At 63.8% G+C, this 20,023-nt stretch carries 17 protein-coding genes; 13 read left to right on the top strand and 4 right to left on the bottom strand.

Going from position 1 to position 20,023, the window contains the following annotated elements; translation table 11 throughout:
• Window positions 1–55 precede the first annotated feature (55 nt).
• The 5 genes from IE243_RS10035 (at window position 56) to IE243_RS10020 (ending at window position 4,647) form a co-directional block, all read left to right on the top strand.
• A complete protein-coding gene (locus tag IE243_RS10035; RefSeq protein WP_191319232.1) occupies window positions 56–982 on the top strand; it encodes a hypothetical protein in 927 nt (308 codons plus the stop codon).
• Window positions 983–1,134: 152 nt separating this feature from the next.
• A complete protein-coding gene (locus tag IE243_RS10030; protein ID WP_191319231.1) occupies window positions 1,135–2,562 on the top strand; it encodes a DUF1254 domain-containing protein in 1,428 nt (475 codons plus the stop codon).
• Window positions 2,563–2,868: 306 nt separating this feature from the next.
• Window positions 2,869–3,114, top strand: a complete 246-nt coding sequence (locus IE243_RS10025; protein WP_191319230.1) for a hypothetical protein — start codon at window positions 2,869–2,871, stop codon at window positions 3,112–3,114.
• Window positions 3,115–3,164: 50 nt separating this feature from the next.
• On the top strand, window positions 3,165–3,287 hold the full coding sequence (locus IE243_RS23770; RefSeq protein ID WP_280514588.1) for a hypothetical protein: 123 nt from the start codon (window positions 3,165–3,167) through the stop codon (window positions 3,285–3,287).
• A 139-nt stretch (window positions 3,288–3,426) separates the two neighbouring features.
• Window positions 3,427–4,647: an alpha/beta hydrolase gene (locus IE243_RS10020; protein WP_191319229.1), complete on the top strand. Its 1,221-nt coding sequence runs from the start codon at window positions 3,427–3,429 to the stop codon at window positions 4,645–4,647.
• Between the two features lie 192 nt (window positions 4,648–4,839).
• Here the strand turns inward: IE243_RS10020 and IE243_RS10015 are convergent, their stop codons facing one another.
• Window positions 4,840–5,703: a bile acid:sodium symporter family protein gene (locus IE243_RS10015; protein ID WP_191319228.1), complete on the bottom strand. Its 864-nt coding sequence runs from the start codon at window positions 5,701–5,703 to the stop codon at window positions 4,840–4,842.
• A 156-nt stretch (window positions 5,704–5,859) separates the two neighbouring features.
• Here IE243_RS10015 and IE243_RS10010 point away from each other — a divergent pair, with 156 nt between their 5' ends.
• Window positions 5,860–8,091, top strand: coding sequence for a hypothetical protein (locus IE243_RS10010; protein WP_191319227.1), 2,232 nt, complete (start codon window positions 5,860–5,862; stop codon window positions 8,089–8,091).
• Window positions 8,092–8,347: 256 nt separating this feature from the next.
• Here IE243_RS10010 and IE243_RS10005 read toward each other — a convergent pair whose 3' ends face one another.
• Window positions 8,348–9,049 (bottom strand): TetR/AcrR family transcriptional regulator, encoded by a 702-nt coding sequence (locus IE243_RS10005; RefSeq protein WP_191319226.1) that lies wholly within the window; start codon window positions 9,047–9,049, stop codon window positions 8,348–8,350.
• Window positions 9,050–9,137: 88 nt separating this feature from the next.
• Here IE243_RS10005 and IE243_RS10000 point away from each other — a divergent pair, with 88 nt between their 5' ends.
• From IE243_RS10000 to IE243_RS09975, 6 genes are all read left to right on the top strand, one after another.
• Window positions 9,138–9,980 carry a TauD/TfdA dioxygenase family protein gene (locus IE243_RS10000; protein WP_191319225.1) on the top strand — a complete coding sequence of 281 codons (843 nt, stop codon included), beginning with the start codon at window positions 9,138–9,140 and terminating at the stop codon, window positions 9,978–9,980.
• 149 nt (window positions 9,981–10,129) lie between these two features.
• A complete protein-coding gene (locus IE243_RS09995; protein ID WP_191319224.1) occupies window positions 10,130–11,158 on the top strand; it encodes an ABC transporter substrate-binding protein in 1,029 nt (342 codons plus the stop codon).
• Window positions 11,155–12,009, top strand: a complete 855-nt coding sequence (locus IE243_RS09990; RefSeq protein WP_244643042.1) for an ABC transporter ATP-binding protein — start codon at window positions 11,155–11,157, stop codon at window positions 12,007–12,009. The genes IE243_RS09995 and IE243_RS09990 overlap by 4 nt, the downstream gene beginning before the upstream one ends.
• Window positions 12,002–12,757, top strand: coding sequence for an ABC transporter permease (locus tag IE243_RS09985; RefSeq protein WP_191319223.1), 756 nt, complete (start codon window positions 12,002–12,004; stop codon window positions 12,755–12,757). The genes IE243_RS09990 and IE243_RS09985 overlap by 8 nt, the downstream gene beginning before the upstream one ends.
• Before the next feature lie 122 nt (window positions 12,758–12,879).
• Complete coding sequence (locus tag IE243_RS09980; RefSeq protein ID WP_191319222.1) at window positions 12,880–13,563, top strand: DUF2270 domain-containing protein; 684 nt, start codon at window positions 12,880–12,882, stop codon at window positions 13,561–13,563.
• 83 nt (window positions 13,564–13,646) lie between these two features.
• Window positions 13,647–15,581 (top strand): alkyl/aryl-sulfatase, encoded by a 1,935-nt coding sequence (locus tag IE243_RS09975; protein WP_191319221.1) that lies wholly within the window; start codon window positions 13,647–13,649, stop codon window positions 15,579–15,581.
• Window positions 15,582–15,660: 79 nt separating this feature from the next.
• On the opposite strand, the gene IE243_RS09970 is transcribed toward IE243_RS09975, so the two are convergent.
• Together IE243_RS09970 and IE243_RS23765 are read right to left on the bottom strand one after the other, a co-directional pair.
• Window positions 15,661–17,559 (bottom strand): heavy metal translocating P-type ATPase, encoded by a 1,899-nt coding sequence (locus IE243_RS09970; protein ID WP_191319220.1) that lies wholly within the window; start codon window positions 17,557–17,559, stop codon window positions 15,661–15,663.
• Window positions 17,560–17,806: 247 nt separating this feature from the next.
• Window positions 17,807–18,421: a TetR/AcrR family transcriptional regulator gene (locus IE243_RS23765; RefSeq protein ID WP_191319219.1), complete on the bottom strand. Its 615-nt coding sequence runs from the start codon at window positions 18,419–18,421 to the stop codon at window positions 17,807–17,809.
• Window positions 18,422–18,541: 120 nt separating this feature from the next.
• Here IE243_RS23765 and IE243_RS09960 point away from each other — a divergent pair, with 120 nt between their 5' ends.
• Window positions 18,542–19,993, top strand: coding sequence for an FAD-dependent monooxygenase (locus IE243_RS09960; RefSeq protein WP_191319218.1), 1,452 nt, complete (start codon window positions 18,542–18,544; stop codon window positions 19,991–19,993).
• Window positions 19,994–20,023: the final 30 nt, after the last annotated feature.

Genomic DNA, 20,023 nt, shown 5'->3' with positions numbered 1-20,023 from the left:
TCTGACCCGACGGTCATCTCATCAGGCTGCGCCTGCAGGTAAATGGATGACGGGATTGACCGGACGGAACGCGGTGAAAAATTACTTTGGGGGAGTGATGGGAGCGGCAAGGATCAGCCTGTCAGCGTTGGCCAGCATCGTGTTGTGCAGTGGATGGTCATTCGCCGCCGATCTTCCGCCGCCGCCGGAGCCCGCGCCGCCTGCGCCGGCATGGACGTTCAGCGTCATGCCCTATGGCTGGTTGCCGGCCCTCAATGGCTCGACGACGGTTCGCGGCCGGACCGTCGATATCAACGCCAGCATTGATCAGGTGCTGGACCGGAAAATTCCGGCGCAACTGTTCGGCATGATGGGCGCTTTCGAAGCCAGAAACGGGCGCTTTTCGTTCATGGGTGACCTGACCTACATGAAGCTGGGCGCGGATGGCGGCGGCGTCCGTAGTGTCCAGCCACAGGTTGGCGGCGTTATCGGCGCGCGCGCGTCGGTGCAGGTCCAGATGGTCGTTGCCGAAGCGGCGGTGAGTTACGAATTGCTGCGTGCGACGTCAGGTGATTCCGAAACCGCGCTCGATATCTACGGCGGCGGCCGCTTCTGGTGGCAAAACATGGAAGCCGGCCTGGGTCTGGCGGCGGGCCTGAACGTTGACGGGCTTGTTATCGGGCGTGGGCGCGCCCTGGCAAAATCCGGCGACGTGACCTGGGTCGATCCGATGGTTGGCCTGCGCTTGCGTCACCGCTTCTCGCCGAAAGTCGACATGGTGTTGCGCGGCGATGTGGGCGGCTTTGGCGTGGGCAGCAAGTTCTCCTGGCAGGCAATGGGCTATGTCAATTGGGAGTTCGCGCGCACGGAGCGCGCCGTCTGGAGCGCCATGATTGGCTATCGCGCGCTTTACGTGGACTACGAACAGGGCTCCGGCCACAAGCTCTATCAATACGATATGCTGACGCATGGCCCAATTCTGGGAGTGACCGCGCGATTTTAACTGGACGCTGGCCTGGGTTGGTTGTCGGCGCGAGCGGCCGCTACCCAGGCAGAAGCTGTCATGAGTGCGTGTTATGGAATTTGGCCAGGTTGAAGCCGGCCCCATTCCGTCATTTTTGAGCGAACACTTGCGAGAGTTTTGGGGAGACTGTCATGGATATTACACGTAGAGCCGCAGCGTTTGGCGGACTGGGCCTGCTGGCCGCAGCCGCAATGAGCCGCTCGGCCCTGGCCCAGCAGGGCTCGTTCCTTGGCATTGAAGATGGTCTGGAGGATTTCTGGACCGCGACCAACGCCTATATCTACGGTTATCCTCTGGTAACCATGGAGCTGACCCGTCGTGCGCTCACCAATGTGGCGCAGCCCGAGGGCACGAAGGCGCCCATGGGACAGCTTATCAAGATGCGGCACTATCCCGACGCGTCTTTCAAGGATGTGACGGCGCCAAACGCCGATACGCTTTACACCACGGCTTTCTTTGATGTTGGCAAGGAGCCATGGGTTCTCAGCATCCCGGACATGAAGGATCGCTATTTCCTCATGCCCATGCTGGACGGCTGGACAAATGTGTTCCAGGTCCCCGGAAAACGCACCACCGGCACGGCCGCGCAGACGTATGCGATCACCGGGCCGAACTGGAAGGGCAGCCTTCCCGCCGGCGTGCGTGAGTACAAGTCCCCGACCAACATGGTCTGGCTGCTCGGCCGCATCTACTGCACCGGCACCCCGGAGGACTACGCGGCGGTTCACAAGCTGCAGGATGAGTTCCGCCTGGTTCCGTTGAGCTCCTATGGCAAGCCCTATACGCCGCCTCCGGGCAAGGTCGACCCGTCGGTGGACATGAAAAAGTCCGTGCGGGATCAGGTGAACGGCATGGATGCCGTCAGCTACTTCACGCTGCTCTGTGATTTGATGAAATCCAATCCGCCGGCTGCGGCCGATGCCCCGGAACTGGAGAAATTCGCCCGCATTGGCATCGTCCCCGGACAGCCCTTCGACGCGAGCAAACTGAAGGCGGACTTTGTCAAGCGGATACCTCAGGTCGGCTTCGACCGGATCATGCTGCAGTTCAAGATCAATGACGCGGTCAAGCACGAGAAAGGCTGGGCCTTTACCACCAAGACGGGCGTCTATGGCACGAACTACCTGATGCGCGGACTTGTCACCGCCATTGGCCTCGGCGCCAACCGCCCGCAGGACGCGGTCTACCCGACGTCAACGACAGACGCCGAGGGTCGCAAGTATAACGGCGGCAACAAATATGTGATGCACTTCCCCAAGGGGCATCTGCCGCCGGTGGAAGGGTTCTGGTCGCTGACCATGTACAACAGCCAGTACTTCTTCGTCGAAAACCCGCTGAACCGTTATTCGATCAGCCCCCGTCAGGATCTCAAGTCCAATCCGGATGGGTCGACGGATCTCTACATCCAGCATGAATCGCCCGGCAAGGACAAGGAATCCAACTGGCTTCCCGCGCCGTCAGGCGATTTCCTTCTGATGCTCCGGATGTACTGGCCGAACGAGACGGACCCTTCGATCCTCAATGGCACGTGGGGCATCCCGGCTGTCAGGAAGGTCTGAGCGCATCTGCATGCGGTTCGTCCTTGATCCGCATGTCTTGCGCTGACGACAGGATGTCGACTGATGGAAAAGCGGGCGTCTGACCCGCTTTTCCTTTCATCCGAATGCTCCCCAGTCACCGCGTCATGCCAACACGCCATGGGTCAGGCCCATGGCGTGCGGGAGAAGCCCCCGACGGCGCTTGAACTTTGCAGGTCGCGGAGGCGTCAGCAGCCTGGCGATCCGGCGCCGGAATATAAATTCCGTTTTAGATGCAGGTTTGAACGCGTGTTGGCTACAACGATCAGTTGGCGAAAGGTAAAACCAATGAACGACGCCGGGCGTCATCAGATGTCATCATTCCGTTTGTTTGGCGTCGTCGCCATGGCGGCAAGTTGCCTGTTGTTGGCGGCGTGTCAGTCCTCAGCGCAGCGCAAGCAGGAATTGCAGACGCTTTGCGCCGATCCGTCCAACCGGGCGCCCGGGAGCGATTACTTTCAGGAGTGCCAGAGCCTGTATCCGCTGACTGACCGGCAAAGGGTCAACCTGTATATGCAGTCCGCGCCGCAATAGGTCATGGCGTTTCCCGTACAGCATGGTTCTCCTGGGCGGTTGGAAAATATGTGTTTCAGATCGGGACGGGACAATTGATCGTGGCGTCGCTGCCGCCAGTGCTGGAAACCGTTGCGCTTATGGGAATTTTCCTGGTTTGCTCGGCGATCATCGGCCGGGTGCTGAAGCCGTAAGAGCTTTGCGATCCTTGGGTTTTGCCGCAGTTCTCCCCGCAGTCTGACGCCAGACCGTTGCCCCAGTGGTGGAGGGAGGATGGGTGCTGGCGATGTGTTCGTTGGAGCTTGGGCCCGGAGCGGGCCTGTTGGGGGCGTCATGATATCCGGTAATCGTCGTTGGCCCATGCTGGGCGCCATGGCCCTGGTCGCCAGCGGGCTTTCGGGCTGTGCAAGCCGGCCATCGGGCGTGCTCCAGCCCGTGGCGGCCTCGCCGTCAGCTGCGCGCGTCGACATGCTGGTGGCCACGACCCGCGAAGCCTCCAGCAAGCCTGGCGAATTGTTTGGCGGCGAACGGGCCCGCACGCCGGCGTTCGCGGAGATTTCGGTTTCGATCCCGCCGGACGGCGTCCGCAAGCCCGGAGAGGTCGCCTGGCCCAAAAAGCTCCCGGCTGATCCGGCCACTGACTTCGCAGCGCTGAAGGCGGAGCAGGTCAGCCAGGCCGATGCGGAGAAGTGGCTCAACGCAAACGTTCGCAAGACGTCGGATCGCAGCGTGGTCGTGTTCATCCACGGCTTCAACAATCACTTTGAAGACGCTGTGTTCCGGTTTGCACAGATCGTTCAGGATTCGAAGCTGCGCAGCGTGCCGATCCTGGCGACGTGGCCGTCTCGCGGGAGCCTGCTTGCCTATGGCTATGACCGGGAGAGCACAAACTACACGCGCAACGCCGTAGAGCGGCTGTTTCAGTATCTTGCCCGCAACCCCGAGATCCGGGAGGTTTCCATCCTGGCTCATTCCATGGGGAACTGGCTGGCGCTGGAAGCATTGCGGCAGATGGCCATCCGCAATGGCGGTCTGCCGGCCAAATTCAGGAATGTCATGCTGGCGGCGCCGGATGTGGACGTCGATGTGTTCCGCTCGCAAATCGAGGATATGGGACAGAGGCGGCCACGCTTCACGCTGTTTGTCTCCCGTGACGATCGCGCCCTGGCGCTGTCCCGCCGCGTTTGGGGAGACGTTTCCCGGCTTGGAGCCATCGACCCGGAACAGTCGCCCTACCGGGAGGAACTCGCGGCAAACAAAATCACGGTGATTGATCTGACCAAGATCAACGCCGGCGATGGCTTGCACCACAGCAAATTTGCTGAATCACCACAGATCGTCCAGTTGATCGGCGGCCGTCTTTCCTCCGGGCAAACCCTGACTGACAGCCGGCACGGGCTTGGCGATGCGATTGTCTCCGTGACCGCGGGCGCGGCGCACACCGTTGGCACCGCCGCCGGCCTCGTCATCTCGGCGCCGGTCGCCGTTGTGGATGAGCATACCCGGCAGAATTATCGCGATCACATCAATACGCTTGGCGTCGTGAACAAATAAGCGCCGGAAACCGGGACGCCGTTTTTGGATCGCCTGAGGCGCCTGTTCGATGTCCCCGGGGGAGGACCTCAGCGAACGGCGCCAGGGCTGGCCTCATCCAGATCGGGCGTGCGATGCATGCGGCGTCAGGCATCAGCCGCCACGTCAGGCTGGTTGCTGCCCGGCCGGGTTGTGTCCCAAGCCCTGCTTTGCTCAGGCCAATTGACGGTGACTGGCCGCTGCGGCTTCAGCCACGCGCCGTCGCCAGCGCAGGTAGGGCAGTGAGATGATGGCCGATGTCAGCAGGTAGCAGGCAAGGATGACCACGACGCGTGGCCCTGGGAACGCCGTTGCAATGATCACGGCGACGCCCAGATGGCGCGTCGCGCATGCGATCGCCAGGGTCGTCCGGTTGCCTTCGGACGGACCGCCGCAGACATGGCCAATGAGGGTTGCGATCGTCACGAGCAGCAGCAGGGCCACCAGCCCGATGAGGTCGATCTCCGCCAGCATTCGCCAGTGCGCGCCCAGCAGGACGACAGCCCCGAGCGCCAGAACCAGCCCGGCAATCGCCGAGATCCGGCTGGCGTAGCGATCCGCCAGCGCCGGAAAAAACCTGCCCGCGACCATGCCTGCAAGGAGGGGCGCCAGGAAGGTGATCGCGATCGCCGACGCCACATCCCGCACGGAAATCAGGGTTGGCGCACCGAAATGGCGGGCAAACAGGGCAAGCCACGCAGGGGCCAGCACGATTGCCAGCAGTGACGAGATCACCACCAGGCTGAAGCTGAAGGCGCCATTGCCATATGCCTGCAACTTTCTGGGCAGCAGGGGCGCGCCAGCTGACACCGCAAGAACCAGCAATGCGGCCCGCATGCTGCCGGTAAGCGGCAGCAGCTTCGCCAGCGCGAAACTCGTCAGGGGCACAAGAACATACATGGCGAGGACTGACCGCAGCAGGAGCCCCGGCCGGCGCAGCAGGAAACTGGCGTCGGTGAGCCGGGCGCCGAGGCCTATCGCCATGATCAGCAACGCCACGCTGATCTTTATGGCGATCAGGGAAACTGTCGTCACCATGGTTGCGACCTCACATCCTGAACCCGCAGCTAACGCGCCTTTGTTTTCCCGCCCGGCGGCGGTGGTGGCAACATGAAGTTGCGACAGCCCACCGCCCGTCAACGTAAAATATGAGAATTACGTTTCGGCAAAGTTGGATCTGCTTGCGGAGGCAACATGATGCGAAATGCGCTTCGATCCCATTTTCACGCCACAGTAGCTACCCTCGCCGTCATCGGCATCCTCGTTCCACCGGCTCCAGCGTTCGCCCAGCCAGCGCCGGCGCCGGCCGGCCGCGCCGCGTCCCAGGCCTGGGACGCGCAGACATGGCCACGGGTGATTGCCGATGGAGATCGTGAGATTACCGTCTACCAGCCGCAGGTTGAACGTTGGCGGAACAATGTTCTTGAAGCGCGCGCAGCGGTCTCGGTCGACAGGCCCGGCGCCGAAGCGAAGACGCTCGGCGTGGTGTGGTTCAAGGCGCGCACCCAGGTCGACAAGGCGAATGACCAGGTGGCGCTTGATGATGTCGAAGTGGTGAAAACGAATTTTCCTTCAGACATGGCGAACGCCGCCGCTTATGCCGCCGCCCTGAGCCGTGACGCGCAGGGCCTGCGCTCCATTTCCCTCGCGCGTCTGCAGACAGGCCTCGCCGTGGCCGAAGCCGAGGGCGGAACCCAAGCTCTTCCGGTGAAGAACGAGCCGCCGAAGATCATCTTCAGCAAGACGCCCGCCCTGCTGGTGCTGGTCGACGGCAAGCCGCAACTGCGACCACTGACTGGCAAACTGCTCCGGGTCATCAATACGCCCGCCCTGATCGTCTTCGATGAAGCCCAGGGCGTGTATTATCTTCGCGCTCTGAAGCACTGGTGGTCCGCGCAATCGGTCGAGGGAGCCTGGTCTCTGGCGGCGCAGCCACCGGCGCAACTGGCCGGGCTCATCAAGGCGGAGGCTTCGCGCGTGAACCTGCTGGACAACGCTCCGCCGGAGATTGCGGACGCGGTCGCGGCCGGCGCGCTTCCTGCGCTTCATGTCAGCGAGACGCCCGCCGCGCTCGTCCAGAGCACGGGCGACCCGGAATATGCGCCGATTGCGGATACGCAATTGCTTTACGTGAAGAACACCTCCAGCCAGGTCATCGTCGATGTGAGCTCGCAGGACTATTACGTCCTGATCGCCGGGCGCTGGTTCCGGTCAAAATCCCTCGACAATGGCCCGTGGAGCTTCGTCGCCAGCAACCAGCTCCCGGCGGATTTTTCGAAAATCCCCGAGAGTCACCCCAAGGGCGACGTCCTGGCCTCGGTGAGCGGCACGCCACAGGCCCAGGAGGCGTTGATCGACAGCCAGATTCCGCAGACGGCCACCGTTGACCGGCGCAAGGCCACGTTGACTGTCCGCTATGACGGCAAGCCTGAACTCAGGCCGGTTCCCGGAACCAGCCTGGAGTACGTCGTCAATGCAGCCGTCCCCGTCATCAAGGTCAACAACGTCTTTTATGCGATCGAAAACGGCGTCTGGTTCACCGCGGCGAGCCTGAACGGGCCGTGGCGGGCGGCTGCCGAGGTGCCGTCAGCGATCTACGCCATCCCGCCTGAATCATCGTTGCACTACGTCACTTACGCCCAAGTCTATGGCGCGACAGACGACGTGATCTACACCGGATATACCCCCGGCTATTACGGCGCCGTGGTGGCCCCGGCCGGGGTCGTGGTTTACGGCACGGGGTATTATTATCCATCGTGGATTGGCGCCTATTGGTATCCGGCGCCGCTGACCTATGGCTATGGCGCGGGCTTCGCCTGGGGCGCCGCGACCGGCTTCACCTTTGGCGCGATCGCAGGCGCAGCTTGGGCTGGTGGTGGCTGGGGTTGGCATGGTGGTTGGGGCTGGGGCCGCAACGTCGTCGTCAACAACTTCAACCACGTCAGTTTCAATCAGGCGAACATCTACAACCGCTGGAACAGAAACATCGTTCACACGCGCATCGGCGGAGGAGGAAACCACATCGCCAATGTCGCAGGCAACCGGCTGGAAAACCGGGGCCGGGGTCATCTTGCCGGCCCCGCGGGCGCAGGCAACGCCGCAGCCCAATTTCGTCAAAACCACCCCCGGGCCAATGATCTCTATGCCGGCCGTAATGGCGAGGTGATGCGGCGGGGCGCACAGGGGTGGCAACAGCATCAGGGCGGCCATTGGGCCAACGCCGCAGGCGACAATTTTCGCCAGCTCAATCGTGAGCAGGCCGCCCGGTTCCGTGGGGAGCGCGTTGAGCATTTCCGCGCCGGCGGATTCGCTGGAGGAGGCTTCCGTGGCGGCTTCCCTGGAGGCGGCGGGTTTCGCGGCGGAGGCTTTCATGGGGGCGGTTTCCATGGCGGCGGCTTCCACGGGGGTGGATTTCACCGGCGGTAGGAGCCGCCTGGCGCCAGGTCGCGACGGTACTGGCGCCCGCGACCTCCACAGTTCAAATCGGCGCAACGCATGTCCTGCAGATATGCGTTGCGCCGTTCGGACGTCGTCGGAACGCGATGAATCATGCTCTCGCGTTCTGGTGTGAAGCGCCATCTCCGGGTTGCCCATGGCCGTCACGAGGTCGGCGGCGGCTCGGCCGGGAGCCTGGCGTCAGGCTCGCATGCCGTGGGTCGGGCCACGCCCCGTGTCGTTGTCGTCAACCTGTTGGGCCGGCCCCGTCGGCCCTCCGGTCTCCCGCGCGAATGAAACCGGTCATCGCCTCAGCGATGAAGGGCGCCGTGCGCCGGTCCTCCAGGGTGAAGGGACCGGGGTTGACCTGAACGATATTGTTCAGCGTGCCAAACAGCATCTGGAACGCCAGCCTGATCCTGTCGACCGCGCCGTCATGGGCCTGCGGCGGCAGGAACGTCAGGATACGGGGCAGGGCGCACGAAATATTCAGCTCGCCCAGTTCGCGGAGCGGCGTCCACATGTCCCGCTCGCCATTGGCGCGGCGCAGCGACGCCCGCACCAGCCCCTCGTGCCGCCGGTACCAGAGGGCGGCCCCTCTCGCTACGGCGCCGATGAGCTGGTCCAGGGTTTCCCATGAGGCGTTCTCATAGTTCGCGTAAATTTCCCGGCGGGCGCCGACCACGACAATGCGCTGTAGCGCGTTGACGAATGCGTCCTTGTTTTCAAAACGGCTGTAAAAGGCCCCGACCGTCGATCCGGTGCGGTGACAGAGGGTTTCGATCGAGAGCCCGTCGAAGTCGACGTCATTCAGCAGGGCAAGACCTTCGTTGAACAGGCGGATCACCAGTTCACGGCTGCGCGCCTGATGGGCCGGCCGCATGCCGGTCGCGGCGAAACCCTCCAGCATGCCGGCGTTCAACACATTGCGAACGGGAAGCGTGTTCATGCTCTTGACAGCTTTCAAATCAGAATTATCATTCTTAAAAATAAGAATGTGAACTATGGTTCTTTAACGAACCTGAAGCGAGGAAACAATGCGTAATCACCATATCGATATCAACCCGACGTCTGGCGCGCTTGGCGCGGTCATCGAAGGCATCGACCTGTCCCAGCCGCTTGAAGACGCGGCGGTGGCCGAAATGCGCAACGCCCTGAACGAACATGGCGTAATCTTCTTTCGCAACCAGAAGCTGACGCCCGAGCAGCACATTGCTTTTGCCGAACGGTTTGGCGACATCGACATCAACCGCTTCTTCCAGGCGACCTCGGGCTATCCGCAGATCGCCGAGGTGCGCAAGGAGCCCGGTCAGAAGACCAATATCGGCGGCGACTGGCATACGGATCACTCCTATGACCAGATCCCGGCTCTGGGCTCCATCCTGCTGGCGCGCGATACGCCAACCCGTGGCGGCGATACGGTTTTCGCCTGCATGAACCGGGCCTATGAGGCGCTGTCCGACGGGTTGAAAAGCGTTCTGGAGGGGCTGCAGGCGGTCCATTCCAGCCGTCATGTCTTCGGCGACAAGTCAGCTTACGCCAAAGGCTCCGACGGACGCCTGGGCAACGCCGAGGCAGCGACGCAGGATGCGGTCCATCCGGTCGTGCTGCGGCACCCGGAGAGCGGCAAAAAAATCCTGTTCGTCAATCCGGGCTTCACCACGCAGTTTGTTGGCTGGACGCCGCGCGAAAGCGCGCCGCTCCTCAACTATCTCTATGCCCACGCCTCCCGCCCCGAGTTCCAGTACCGCTTCCAGTGGGGTGAAGGCTCCATCGCGTTCTGGGACAACCGCTCCACCTGGCACTACGCCGTCAATGACTATGACGGCGAGCGGCGCCTGATGCACCGCATCACGATCGGCGGATCGCCACTCGTCTGACAGGCCCCGGTTGCGGCGTCGCTCCTTCGGCGGGGAGGGCGACGCCCTGGTCTGATGGCGGGCCATCGCCTGCCCGGAGCGTTCGCGGCAATGCCGCGGACGCCAGTACGCGACGCGGACAGGAAAAATCATGACGCGAGGGGGAAACCATGAGGAAGTCGATGTGGGCCGGCGCCTTGCTGGCGGCGGGAGTGGCCGTGACGGGCGCCAGCGCCCAGGAGACCAAAGCCGAAACCGTGATCCGGATTCAGGATTACCCCGGTCTCGGCAATCTGCTGTACCGGGTTGCGACCTCAAAAGGCTTTTGCGCGAAGCACGGGATTCGCTGCGAGATGCAGCCGATCCCGGCCGCGCCGCTGGGCATGCAGGCGCTGCTGGCGAAAAGCATCGATGTGGCGCTGCCGCCGCCGGAGGTTGCCATCAATGCCGCCATCAAGGGGGCTGACATCAGGGTGATCGGCAGCGGGGCGCAACGTAACCCGTTCCAGGTTGTCGTTCGTCCCGATCTCGACGTGCCGGATGGCAATCACGATTTCAAGCCAATGATGCTGGCCCTGAAGGGCAAGAAGATCGGCGTGCCGGCCCGGGGCGCTGGCGGCGAACTGCTGTTCGTCCAGCTCGCGAACCTCGCGGGCCTGAAGGCCAGCGATTACACCTTTGTCTCGGTTGGCGCGCCCAACACGTCCTATGGCGCGCTCAAGTCGAAGCAGATCGACGCCAGCATGACCTTCGAGCCCTCGGCGTCCATTTGCGAGGTCATCAAGGACTGCAAGGCGGTTTATGTTGGCTCGCGGGCAAGCGGACCGAAGGAAATCACAGGAACCAATGGCGCTTCAACGCTGCTCGTCGTCAACAGGGACCTGATTGATCGCTCGCCAGAGACAGTCAAAGCCATCATCGCGGCGGGCAATGACGCTGAAGCGTTCATGCAGGATCCGGCGAACCTCAAAGAGGTCATCGCCATCGCCAGCCAGAATTCAAAGATTAACATTCCGCGCGGCGACGCGGTGCTGACGACGTCCGTCACCTCGCGCGTCCCCTCGTTCAAAATGGCGCTGTCCCGCCCGGCGCTGAAGCAGGTTGTGGCGAACATGGTCGCGACCGGGCAACTGTCGAAGCCGTTCGATACGGATAGTCTTGTTTATGATGCAGCCGCGAAGCCGGGGGGCGGTCAATGAGCCGGCCCGCCGTCGCGCCCGGGGCGCAAATCGCGGGGCTTGCGCATGCGCCGCCTGCCGCCGTTGACCTGCCCCCATCCATCGCCATCCACGATCTGACCATGCGTTTCGGCGCGGGAACGGCCGGCGCCGTCCTCGCCGTCGACAATGTCTCGCTGTCCCTGGCCCCCGGCGAGTTTGTCTCGCTGGTTGGCCCAAGCGGCTGCGGCAAGACCACGATCCTCAACCTGCTGACCGGCCTGCTGAAGGACGAAGCGGAGGGCGATGTCCGCGTCCTCGGCAAGCCGCCGCACGAGGGAAACCCAGACATCGCCTACATGCTGGCGCGCGACAGCCTGCTGCCATGGCGCACGGCGCTCGACAACGCCGCCTTCGGCATGGAGGTGCGCGGACTGCCAAAACGCGAGCGCGACAGCCGGGCGCGCGACCTGCTGCAACAGGTGGGCCTGGGCGATTTCGCCGACAAGTTCCCGAAGGCCCTGTCGCACGGCATGCGCCAGCGCTGCGCCCTGGCGCGCACCTTCGCCCTCGACAGCCCGGTGCTGCTGATGGACGAGCCGTTTGGCGCGCTCGACGCCCAGACCAAACTCACCCTCGAAGACCTGCTGATGCAGCTCTGGTCAGCCCACCGCAAGACGGTCGTGTTCGTCACCCATGACCTCGCCGAAGCCATCGCGCTCTCCGACAGGGTGATCGTCATGAGCGCCCGTCCCGGACGCATCGTCGCCGACGTGCCCATCGACCTGCCGCGCCCGCGCGACGTGCGCAAGCTGCAGACCGATCACCGGTTCCACGACCTTTACGCCCGGCTCTGGCGCCTGCTTGAACAGGGAGCTTCCGCCCATGATTAAGCCGTTCCGCATCACCCTCGGGCACGTCGTCTTCATCGTCGCGCTGGTCGCCCTGTGGGAGTTCCTTGGCGCGCGCGGCGTCATCGATCCCACCTTCGCGGGCCGTCCCTCCGGCATCGCCAGCTATCTGTGGCGCGGGTTCATCACTGACCGCAACCTGTGGAACGACCTGTCCTACACCATCGCCGCCGCCGCCATCGCTTTCGTCGGCGGCAGCCTCACCGCGATCCTGGCGGGACTGCTGTTCACCATGCTGCCCGGGCTTCACCGCGCCTGCGAGCCGTATCTCTCGCTGCTGAACGCCATGCCGCGCATCGCCCTGGTGCCGCTGTTCCTGCTCTGGTTCGGCCTCGGCATCGGCTCCAAGATCGCCGTGGCCATCAGCCTGACCTTCTTCATCGTGCTGGCGGCGACGGTCGCGGGCATCCGCGGCGTCAACAGCGACCATCTGGTGCTGTCGCGGGCGCTGGGCGCATCGCCAGGGCAGATCTTCTTCAAGGTCACCCTGCCGTCGGCCGTGCCGGTGATCTTCTCGGGCCTGCGGCTTGGGCTGGTCTACGCCCTGCTCGGGGTGGTTGGCGCGGAGCTCATCGCCGCCGAGCACGGCCTGGGCCAGGTGCTGGCCTATCTGCAGTCCACCTTCGACATGGACGGCGTCATGGCCCTGCTGCTGCTGCTCGCCCTGCTTGGCCTCTCAATCACTGTCGCCATGAACTGGCTCGAGAAGAAACTGCTCGTCTGGCAGTAACGCCAGGGCAATTTCCGATCTACATGGATCGGAGATTGCTCCAGTTCCCCCTGTTTTGAGCGAATTCTGATCGACCAGACGATTCCGTCGGGTCGGAAAGCGCTCCATACCGGAAGACGGCCATGGACACGATTGAACCGGCCGCCGGCGTGGCGCGTCAGGAATTCAACGGGGCTGAGATCGGGGCCATCGCCCATCTGTATCGCGCCGAAGTTTACCGCAGCACCATCTGGCGCACCCGCCTGGACAACACCACCAACTGGGCGATCGTCACCATGGGCATCGCCCTGTCGACCACGTTTTCCAGTCGCGAGGCGTCGCCGGCCCCGCTGTTGCTGGTGGGGCTGCTGCTGGCGCTGTTTCTGGCCCTCGAAGCCCGGCGCTACCGCTACTTCAACGTCTGGCGCGCCCGGGCGCGGTGGCTGGAAACCAACCTTTACGCGCCGATGCTGTCTGGAACGGCAGGGCATGATCAGGCCTGGCGGACGCGGCTGGCGCGGGATTACACGACGCCGCGCCACCATATCTCGTTCGCCGGCTCGGCCGGACGCCGGCTCCGTCGCAGCTATGTCTGGATCCTCGGCATCCAGACCGTCGCCTATTGCATCAAGATAGCGGTGCATCCCGCTCCCGCATCCGGACTGACGGAGATCGTGGAGCGGGCGGCGCTGGGGCCGCTGCCAGGATGGCTGATCCTGGCCGCCGGCGTTCTCTACAATGCTGGCTGGATGACCCTCGCGATTACCTCATGGTGGCGGGACCACCAGAGACACCGCGGCAGGACCGCCAGCGATTCCATGGGATAGGCCGCCCGTTCATGGGCGGCGCCCACCATGCAATGACGCGCCGCGCAGGCGCCCGTGACACTCCTGAACCCCGAGGAAACGCCATGACCACTCACGATTCCGATCTGACGCCCAAAGCCGCGACGCAGGCCGTCGCTGACATGCACGCGGCGACCCTGAAAGCCCTGCCGTTCGCCGACACCCGCGATTTCGAGGACGCAACGCGCGGCTTTCTCGGCACGATCGACAACGCTCACATCGTTTCGAACAACGGCCGCGTCGTCTGGAGCCTCAACGACTATGGCTTCCTGTCCGACGAAGCCGCGCCGCTGACCGTCAATCCGAGCCTGTGGCGCCAATCGCGGCTCAACATGCATCACGGCCTGTTCGAGGTGACGCCTGGCGTCTATCAGGTGCGCGGTTTCGACATCGCCAACATGACCCTGATCGAGGGCAAGACCGGCGTCATCGTCTATGACGCCATGTCGGCGATTGAAGGCGCGCGGGCGGCGATCGAGCTCTATTACAAGCATCGCGGCTATCGTCCGGTCGTCGCCATCATCTTCTCGCACACCCATGCCGACCACTGGGGCGGCGCGCGCGGCGTTGTCGATGAGGAAGCGCTGGCGAGCGGCAGGGTGCCGGTGATCGCGCCCGACCTGTTCATGGAGCACGCGGTCTCGGAAAACATCATCGCCGGCCCCGCGATGTTGCGACGGGCGCAATACCAGTTCGGCCCCTTCCTGAAGAAGGGCCCGCGCGGTCAGGTTGACACGGGTCTTGGCAAATCAACCTCATCTGGCGCGGTGGCGCTGGTTCGTCCAACCGATCTGATCCGCAAGACGGGTGAGACGCGGACCATCGACGGCATCGACTTCGAGTTCCAGATGGCGCCGGAAACCGAGGCCCCGGCGGAAATGCATCTGTACGCGCCGCAGTACCGGATGCTGAGCCTGGCGGAGAACTGCACCCACAATTTCCATAACCTGCTGCCTTTCCGCGGCGCGGCGGTGCGCGACGCGCTGGCCTGGTCGAAATACCTCGATGAAGCCCTGCACATGTGGGGGGACAAGGCCGAGGTGATGTGCGGCCAGCACCACTGGCCGGTCTGGGGGCAGGAGCGCGTCGCCACCATGATCCGGCAGCAGCGCGACCTGTACAGATTCGCCCACGACCAGACCCTGCGTCTGATGAACCACGGGCTGACCGCCCCGGAAATCGCCGAGACCATCCGGCTTCCCGCCAGCCTCGAAAACGCCTGGCACGGCCGGGGGTATTACGGCCATATCCGCCATAACGTGAAGGCGATCTACCAGAAGTATCTGGGCTGGTACGACGCCAATCCCGCCAGTCTCGATCCGCTGCCGCCGGTCGAGAGCGGGCGCAAGTTTGTCGAATACATGGGAGGCGCCGACGCCATACTCGACAAGGCGCGCCGCGATTTCGACAGGGGCGAGTTCCGCTTCGTCGCTCAGGCGCTGAGCCATCTGGTCTTCGCCGAACCCGACAATGCGGCGGCCCGCGCCCTGCTGGCCAGCACCTTCGAGCAGCTTGGCTATCTGGCGGAAAGCGCCACATGGCGCAACGCCTACCTGTTCGGCGCGCAGGAGTTGCGGCATGGCATGCCGTCGGTGCCCTCGCGCGGGGCCATGCCGCTGGAAACCATCGCCGCCCTGCAAACCGGCCAGGTGTGGGACATGCTGGCGGTGCGGCTGAACGGCCCCAAAGCGGAGGGCCGGCGCATGGTGCTGAACTGGGCGCTGACGGATCCGGACGAAAGCTGGGCGATGACGCTCGAGAACAGCGCCCTGACCTGCATCGCCGTTCCGCCGCGCCCGGCCGCCGACCTCACCATCACCCTGTCGCGCGCCATGCTGAACCGCATCATCGCCAGGCAGACGGATTTTGCCGCGGCGGCCGCCGCCGGCGAAATCAGCATGACCGGCGACAGCGCGCGACTGGCGGAACTGATGTCGCTCATGGACGAGTTCCCGCGCATGTTCGAAATCGTCGAGCCAAAGCGCGCTGTCATATCCTGAGCGCCGCTGGAGCATATATTGTGGTACAGGCGCCGCTTCTTGCGGCGCCTTTTTGTGCGGCGAAAGTGAGCGTCGCGCTTCAGCGTGGGTCAGGGGTCCTGATCCTGTCCGACAACAGGCGCAAGCCGTTCAGAACCACAAGAACGGTCCCGCCTTCATGCCCGATCACCGCAAGCGGCAGCGGCAGGTTGAAGAACAGGCCGCCGGTGACCAGCACCAGCATGGCGCCGATGGCGAAGATGAAATTCTGCCGGATGATTGACACCGTGCGGCGCGCCAGATGGTGCGCTTCGGCAAGTTTTCGCATGTTCTCCGACAGAAGGGCGACATCGGCGGCCTGAAGAGCCACATCCGACCCGGCCGCGCCCATGGCGATGCCGACGTCAGCGCGGGCGAGAGCGGCAGCGTCATTCACGCCGTCGCCGACGAAAGCGACAGTCCCATCGCGCGCCAGTTCGCCAATGGCGTCCACCTTGTCCTTCGGCAACATGCCGGCGCGGATGTCTTCTGGCGCGATGCCGAGCTCGCCGCCAATGCGCAGCGCCACGGGCCTGCGGTCGCCGGTCAGCATGACGATTTTACGGACGCCGCTGTCACGTAGCGCCTGCAATGCGGGCGCGGATGTGGCGCGCGCTTCATCCGCGACGGTCACCGCGCCAAGCACTTTGGGGCCGCGTCCAAGGTAGACAACGGTGCGCGCTTCTTCTTCCAGTTGCGTCAGGGCCGGGTTGTCAATGGTCGCCCCCATGGCGGAGACCATGCGCGCGTTGCCAGCCCATACCTGGCCGAGGCTGTCGCGGCCGAGTATCCCGGCGCTTGGATGAGCGCTGACATCGGTGACAGCAACGCCTGTCAGCCCGCGCGCCGCCGTCTCACGGAGGATGGCTGCGGCGATATGGTGTTCAGAGTGGGCCTCAACACCGGCAAGCAACGACAGAAAACCGTCTTCATCGCCATCAGACGCGACAATCTGGTTTACGGTGGCGCGCCCCGTCGTCAGGGTGCCGGTCTTGTCAAAGGCGAAGGTTTTCACCGCCGCCAGGGTCTCAATGGCGCCGCCGCCCTTGAACAGCACGCCGCCGCGCGCCGCCGCGGACAAGGCCGACAGGATGGCGGCGGGCGCAGAGATGACAATCGCGCAGGGGCTGGCCGTGACAAGCAGGGTGGCGGCCCGGTACAGGGCCTGCTCCCAGTCGCGTCCCAGGAGGAAAAATATGATGAAGGCGAGCGCCGCGCCGACGATGACGGCGACAGTATAGCGTTGGCCGAACCAGGCGCTGAAGCGCTCGGACGGCGCCCTGGCCTCCTGCGCCTCGGTCACCAGCCTGATCATCCGGGCGATCGTGCTGTCGGCGACGGTGCGGGAGACAACGACCTCCAGCACCCCGTCAAGATTGATGGTGGCTTCGAACACCTGCTGGCCTGGCTCCTTGGAGACGGGCATGGACTCGCCGGTGATATTGGCCTCATCGACGCCGCCCCGACCGTGGGCGATCACCCCGTCGGCTGGCACGCGCGCGCCTGGGCGCAAGATCACCACGTCGCCGACCACAAGTTCCGAGGCGGGGATTTCAACGACGGCGCCATCGGCCCCCTTGCGTGACGCCGTCTCAGGCCGCAGCGCCATCAGCGCCTCGACGGCGCGGCGCGCCCGGCCGAGCGCCCGGTGCTCGAGCGTGGTGGAGACGCTGAATAATGTCAGCAGCACGGCGCCTTCAAACGCCGCCCCGACAACGGCGGCTGCAACAGCCGCGGTGATCATCAGCAGATCAATGTCCAGAATACGTTGCCTGTACAGGGAGGACAGCGCGCTCCAGGCGGTTGGAACGCCCCCCGCAAGAAAAACGAGCGTGACGCCCGACCATTTCAGGAGCGCATGGCCGCCTGCCGGGCCCCAGATTCCAGTCGCGGCCAGCAGGAGGCCCAGTACAGTCACGAGCGACAGGCATGTGGGAAGATCAAAAGAAAAACGCTTCATGCACTGATGGTCCAGATTGTGCGCCGGGCGCGGCCGTTTACTTTGCCGACGATCTGCAGTCAGCATTGGAGCCAGCGGATGCGGAGCGCCCCACTGCTGCACCGCCGCTGGCGCGCCTCGTTGGGGAGCGGGGCTCCATGACGATATGATACGCGGTCAAAGGACCGCAACCCGAAGGCTCAGGGCAGAACTGCGGGGTCCGCCCGTTTCAGCTTGCCCAGAGTAGCGGGGGATAGATAAGACTGGCTCACAACAGATCGCGGGTGCTCTCTGACGGCGCGCTGACCAGGGCCGCCTCCAGCGAGTCGAGAATGTTTTCGAGGGTAAACCGTTGCCCCCACAGTCTGCTTTGCGCAGTTTTGCTGTCCTCAAGGGCGGCGTCGCGGGCGGACAGCACAGCATTCGCGTATATGTTCAGCAGGGACAGTCGTTGATCAAGTAATTTTGAAGATATTTTGACCATTTTCTTCAGGTGGTCAAAGCAGGCGACATAGCCGGAATTCCAGCGGTTATCGAGCGCACGGGCGAGCGCCTCCCGATCTGAAGCATGCAGATGTGACGTAAACCGGATGTATCCGCGCCACTGCGGCTCGTTCTCAAGCTCTATGACCGGCATGATCAGAACGTGGAGGACGTCGCGGACGGTTTTCGGTCCGCCTTTTGCATCCATTTCCTTCAACATTTCCTGACGTCTGCGCTCAAGAACGGCGGCGCCGTCGACGACGATTTCACGAACAAGCTCTTCTTTCGAGCCAAAATGATAGTGAATGGCCGCGTTATTCTTCTGGCCGGCCGCCGCGACAATCTGCTGGACGGTGACGGCGTTCACCCCGTGATGGGCAAACAGGAGCTGGGCCGCCATCTTGAGTTGCGCCCTGGTCTGGATTGACGGCGAGCGACCACCCTTCCGGGCTCTTGACTTTGGTTCAGTGGCTGACATTGTTAAGCGAAATCACTTAATAACTGGGTCGAGGAAATGCTCATGCGGGTACTCATTGCAGGCGGCGGCATTGGCGGTCTGACGGCCGCCATTGCCTTGCGGAAACACGGTATCAATGCGCTGGTGCTCGAGCAAGCAAGCGAGCTGGGCGAGATCGGGGCGGGCGTCCAGATCGCCAGCAACGCGGCGCTTGTGCTTCGTGAACTGGGGCTGGAGGCGGCGGTGCAGGCAGTCGGCGTGAAGCCGCTGTCTTACGACTACAGGGAGCTGCGGAGCGACCAGCTTGTGTTTCAGGTGCCGCTGGGGATATCGGCGGAGGAGCGCTACGGGGCGCCGATGTACAACGTTCACCGGGCGGATCTCATTGACCTGCTGCGCGCGGCGCTACCGGAAGCAGCCGTGAGACTGGGCGCCCGCTGCGAAACCATCAGCCAGAGCGCATCCGGCGTCACCGTCACGCTCGCCGGCGGTGAAAAAATTGAAGGCGACGTCCTGATTGGTTGTGACGGAATTCATTCGGCTGTCCGCCGGGCCATGCGGGGGGACGAAGAAAAACACGATGCGCGGATCCTCATGTGGAGGTCGCTGATCCCCGCCGACAAGCTGGAGGGCCTCGGACTGGAGGAGCGCGGCAACTACTGGTTCGGGCCGGGGCGGACGCTGATTACCTATTGGGTCCGCCCAAAGAAGCTCTACAGCATCCTGGCGTCTGTTCCCGCCAGTGAAGTGACGCGTGAGAGCTGGTCGGACAGCGGAGATATTGATGAAATGCTCGCGTCCTTCTCGGATGCATGCCCCCGCGTGCTGCAGATGCTGCGGCAATGCGAGACTTCATTCATTACCGGGATGTACTACCGCGATCCGATCGATGTCTGGACAGAGGGCCGGATTGCGCTTCTTGGCGACGCCGCACATCCGATGGTTCCGTTCCTGGCGGCCGGGGCGGGACAGGCGATCGAAGATGCGTGGGTGCTTGCGCGCTGCCTGAGCCGGAGCGCCGGTGACGTGGAGGCGGCTTTGCGGGAGTATCAAACCCGGAGGCAGCCGCGGACAACGCGCATTCAGTCGGGAGCCCGCGCCGTCGTCAAGCTGATGCACGAAACCGATGGCCTGCGCATCCGGAACAGGAATGAACGCTGGAAGGGAATGGCGCGCATCGACCCGCTGGGGGAGACGAGCTGGGGACTGGCCTGGGACTACAATGTGATCAGCGCCAGCGAGCAGCCCCCAGGCGAGGTGCTCAATCTGACCGGCCTCAAGGAGGGCAAGACGCTGAAGCGTCCGGAGGCGCAGCGGGCCTTCAACATGTGGAAGTTTGCGTTCACGCCCGAGGATGTGGCGCGCGGGCATGATGGTCTCAGAGAGGGCTACGACAGATTTCTGACCACAAACTTCCCCTTGCCCGCGCACGCCAGGGCGGAGATGTGTGAACTGGGCGACGTCAAGGCCTGGAAGGTCTCGCCAGTGCGTGTTCCACGGGATGGTGGGCACTGATTCCACCGGATGATGGGCGCGCGTTCCACG

Source organism: Camelimonas fluminis (assembly GCF_014656355.1).
Classification (GTDB): Bacteria; Pseudomonadota; Alphaproteobacteria; order Rhizobiales; family Beijerinckiaceae; genus Camelimonas; species Camelimonas fluminis.
Note: the sequence above shows the minus strand (reverse complement) of the source record. Positions and strands in the feature narration are given on the sequence as shown.

What these genes read in the sequence shown, in the direction of transcription:
- IE243_RS10030 (WP_191319231.1), top strand. Translation starts at nt 1,135, where the DNA reads ATGGATATTACACGTAGAGCCGCAGCGTTTGGCGGACTGGGCCTGCTG.
- IE243_RS10025 (WP_191319230.1), top strand. Translation starts at nt 2,869, where the DNA reads ATGAACGACGCCGGGCGTCATCAGATGTCATCATTCCGTTTGTTTGGC.
- IE243_RS10020 (WP_191319229.1), top strand. Translation starts at nt 3,427, where the DNA reads ATGATATCCGGTAATCGTCGTTGGCCCATGCTGGGCGCCATGGCCCTG.
- IE243_RS10015 (WP_191319228.1), bottom strand. Translation starts at nt 5,703, where the DNA reads ATGGTGACGACAGTTTCCCTGATCGCCATAAAGATCAGCGTGGCGTTG.
- IE243_RS10010 (WP_191319227.1), top strand. Translation starts at nt 5,860, where the DNA reads ATGATGCGAAATGCGCTTCGATCCCATTTTCACGCCACAGTAGCTACC.
- IE243_RS10005 (WP_191319226.1), bottom strand. Translation starts at nt 9,049, where the DNA reads ATGAACACGCTTCCCGTTCGCAATGTGTTGAACGCCGGCATGCTGGAG.
- IE243_RS10000 (WP_191319225.1), top strand. Translation starts at nt 9,138, where the DNA reads ATGCGTAATCACCATATCGATATCAACCCGACGTCTGGCGCGCTTGGC.
- IE243_RS09995 (WP_191319224.1), top strand. Translation starts at nt 10,130, where the DNA reads ATGAGGAAGTCGATGTGGGCCGGCGCCTTGCTGGCGGCGGGAGTGGCC.
- IE243_RS09990 (WP_244643042.1), top strand. Translation starts at nt 11,155, where the DNA reads ATGAGCCGGCCCGCCGTCGCGCCCGGGGCGCAAATCGCGGGGCTTGCG.
- IE243_RS09985 (WP_191319223.1), top strand. Translation starts at nt 12,002, where the DNA reads ATGATTAAGCCGTTCCGCATCACCCTCGGGCACGTCGTCTTCATCGTC.
- IE243_RS09980 (WP_191319222.1), top strand. Translation starts at nt 12,880, where the DNA reads ATGGACACGATTGAACCGGCCGCCGGCGTGGCGCGTCAGGAATTCAAC.
- IE243_RS09975 (WP_191319221.1), top strand. Translation starts at nt 13,647, where the DNA reads ATGACCACTCACGATTCCGATCTGACGCCCAAAGCCGCGACGCAGGCC.
- IE243_RS09970 (WP_191319220.1), bottom strand. Translation starts at nt 17,559, where the DNA reads ATGAAGCGTTTTTCTTTTGATCTTCCCACATGCCTGTCGCTCGTGACT.
- IE243_RS23765 (WP_191319219.1), bottom strand. Translation starts at nt 18,421, where the DNA reads ATGGCGGCCCAGCTCCTGTTTGCCCATCACGGGGTGAACGCCGTCACC.
- IE243_RS09960 (WP_191319218.1), top strand. Translation starts at nt 18,542, where the DNA reads ATGCGGGTACTCATTGCAGGCGGCGGCATTGGCGGTCTGACGGCCGCC.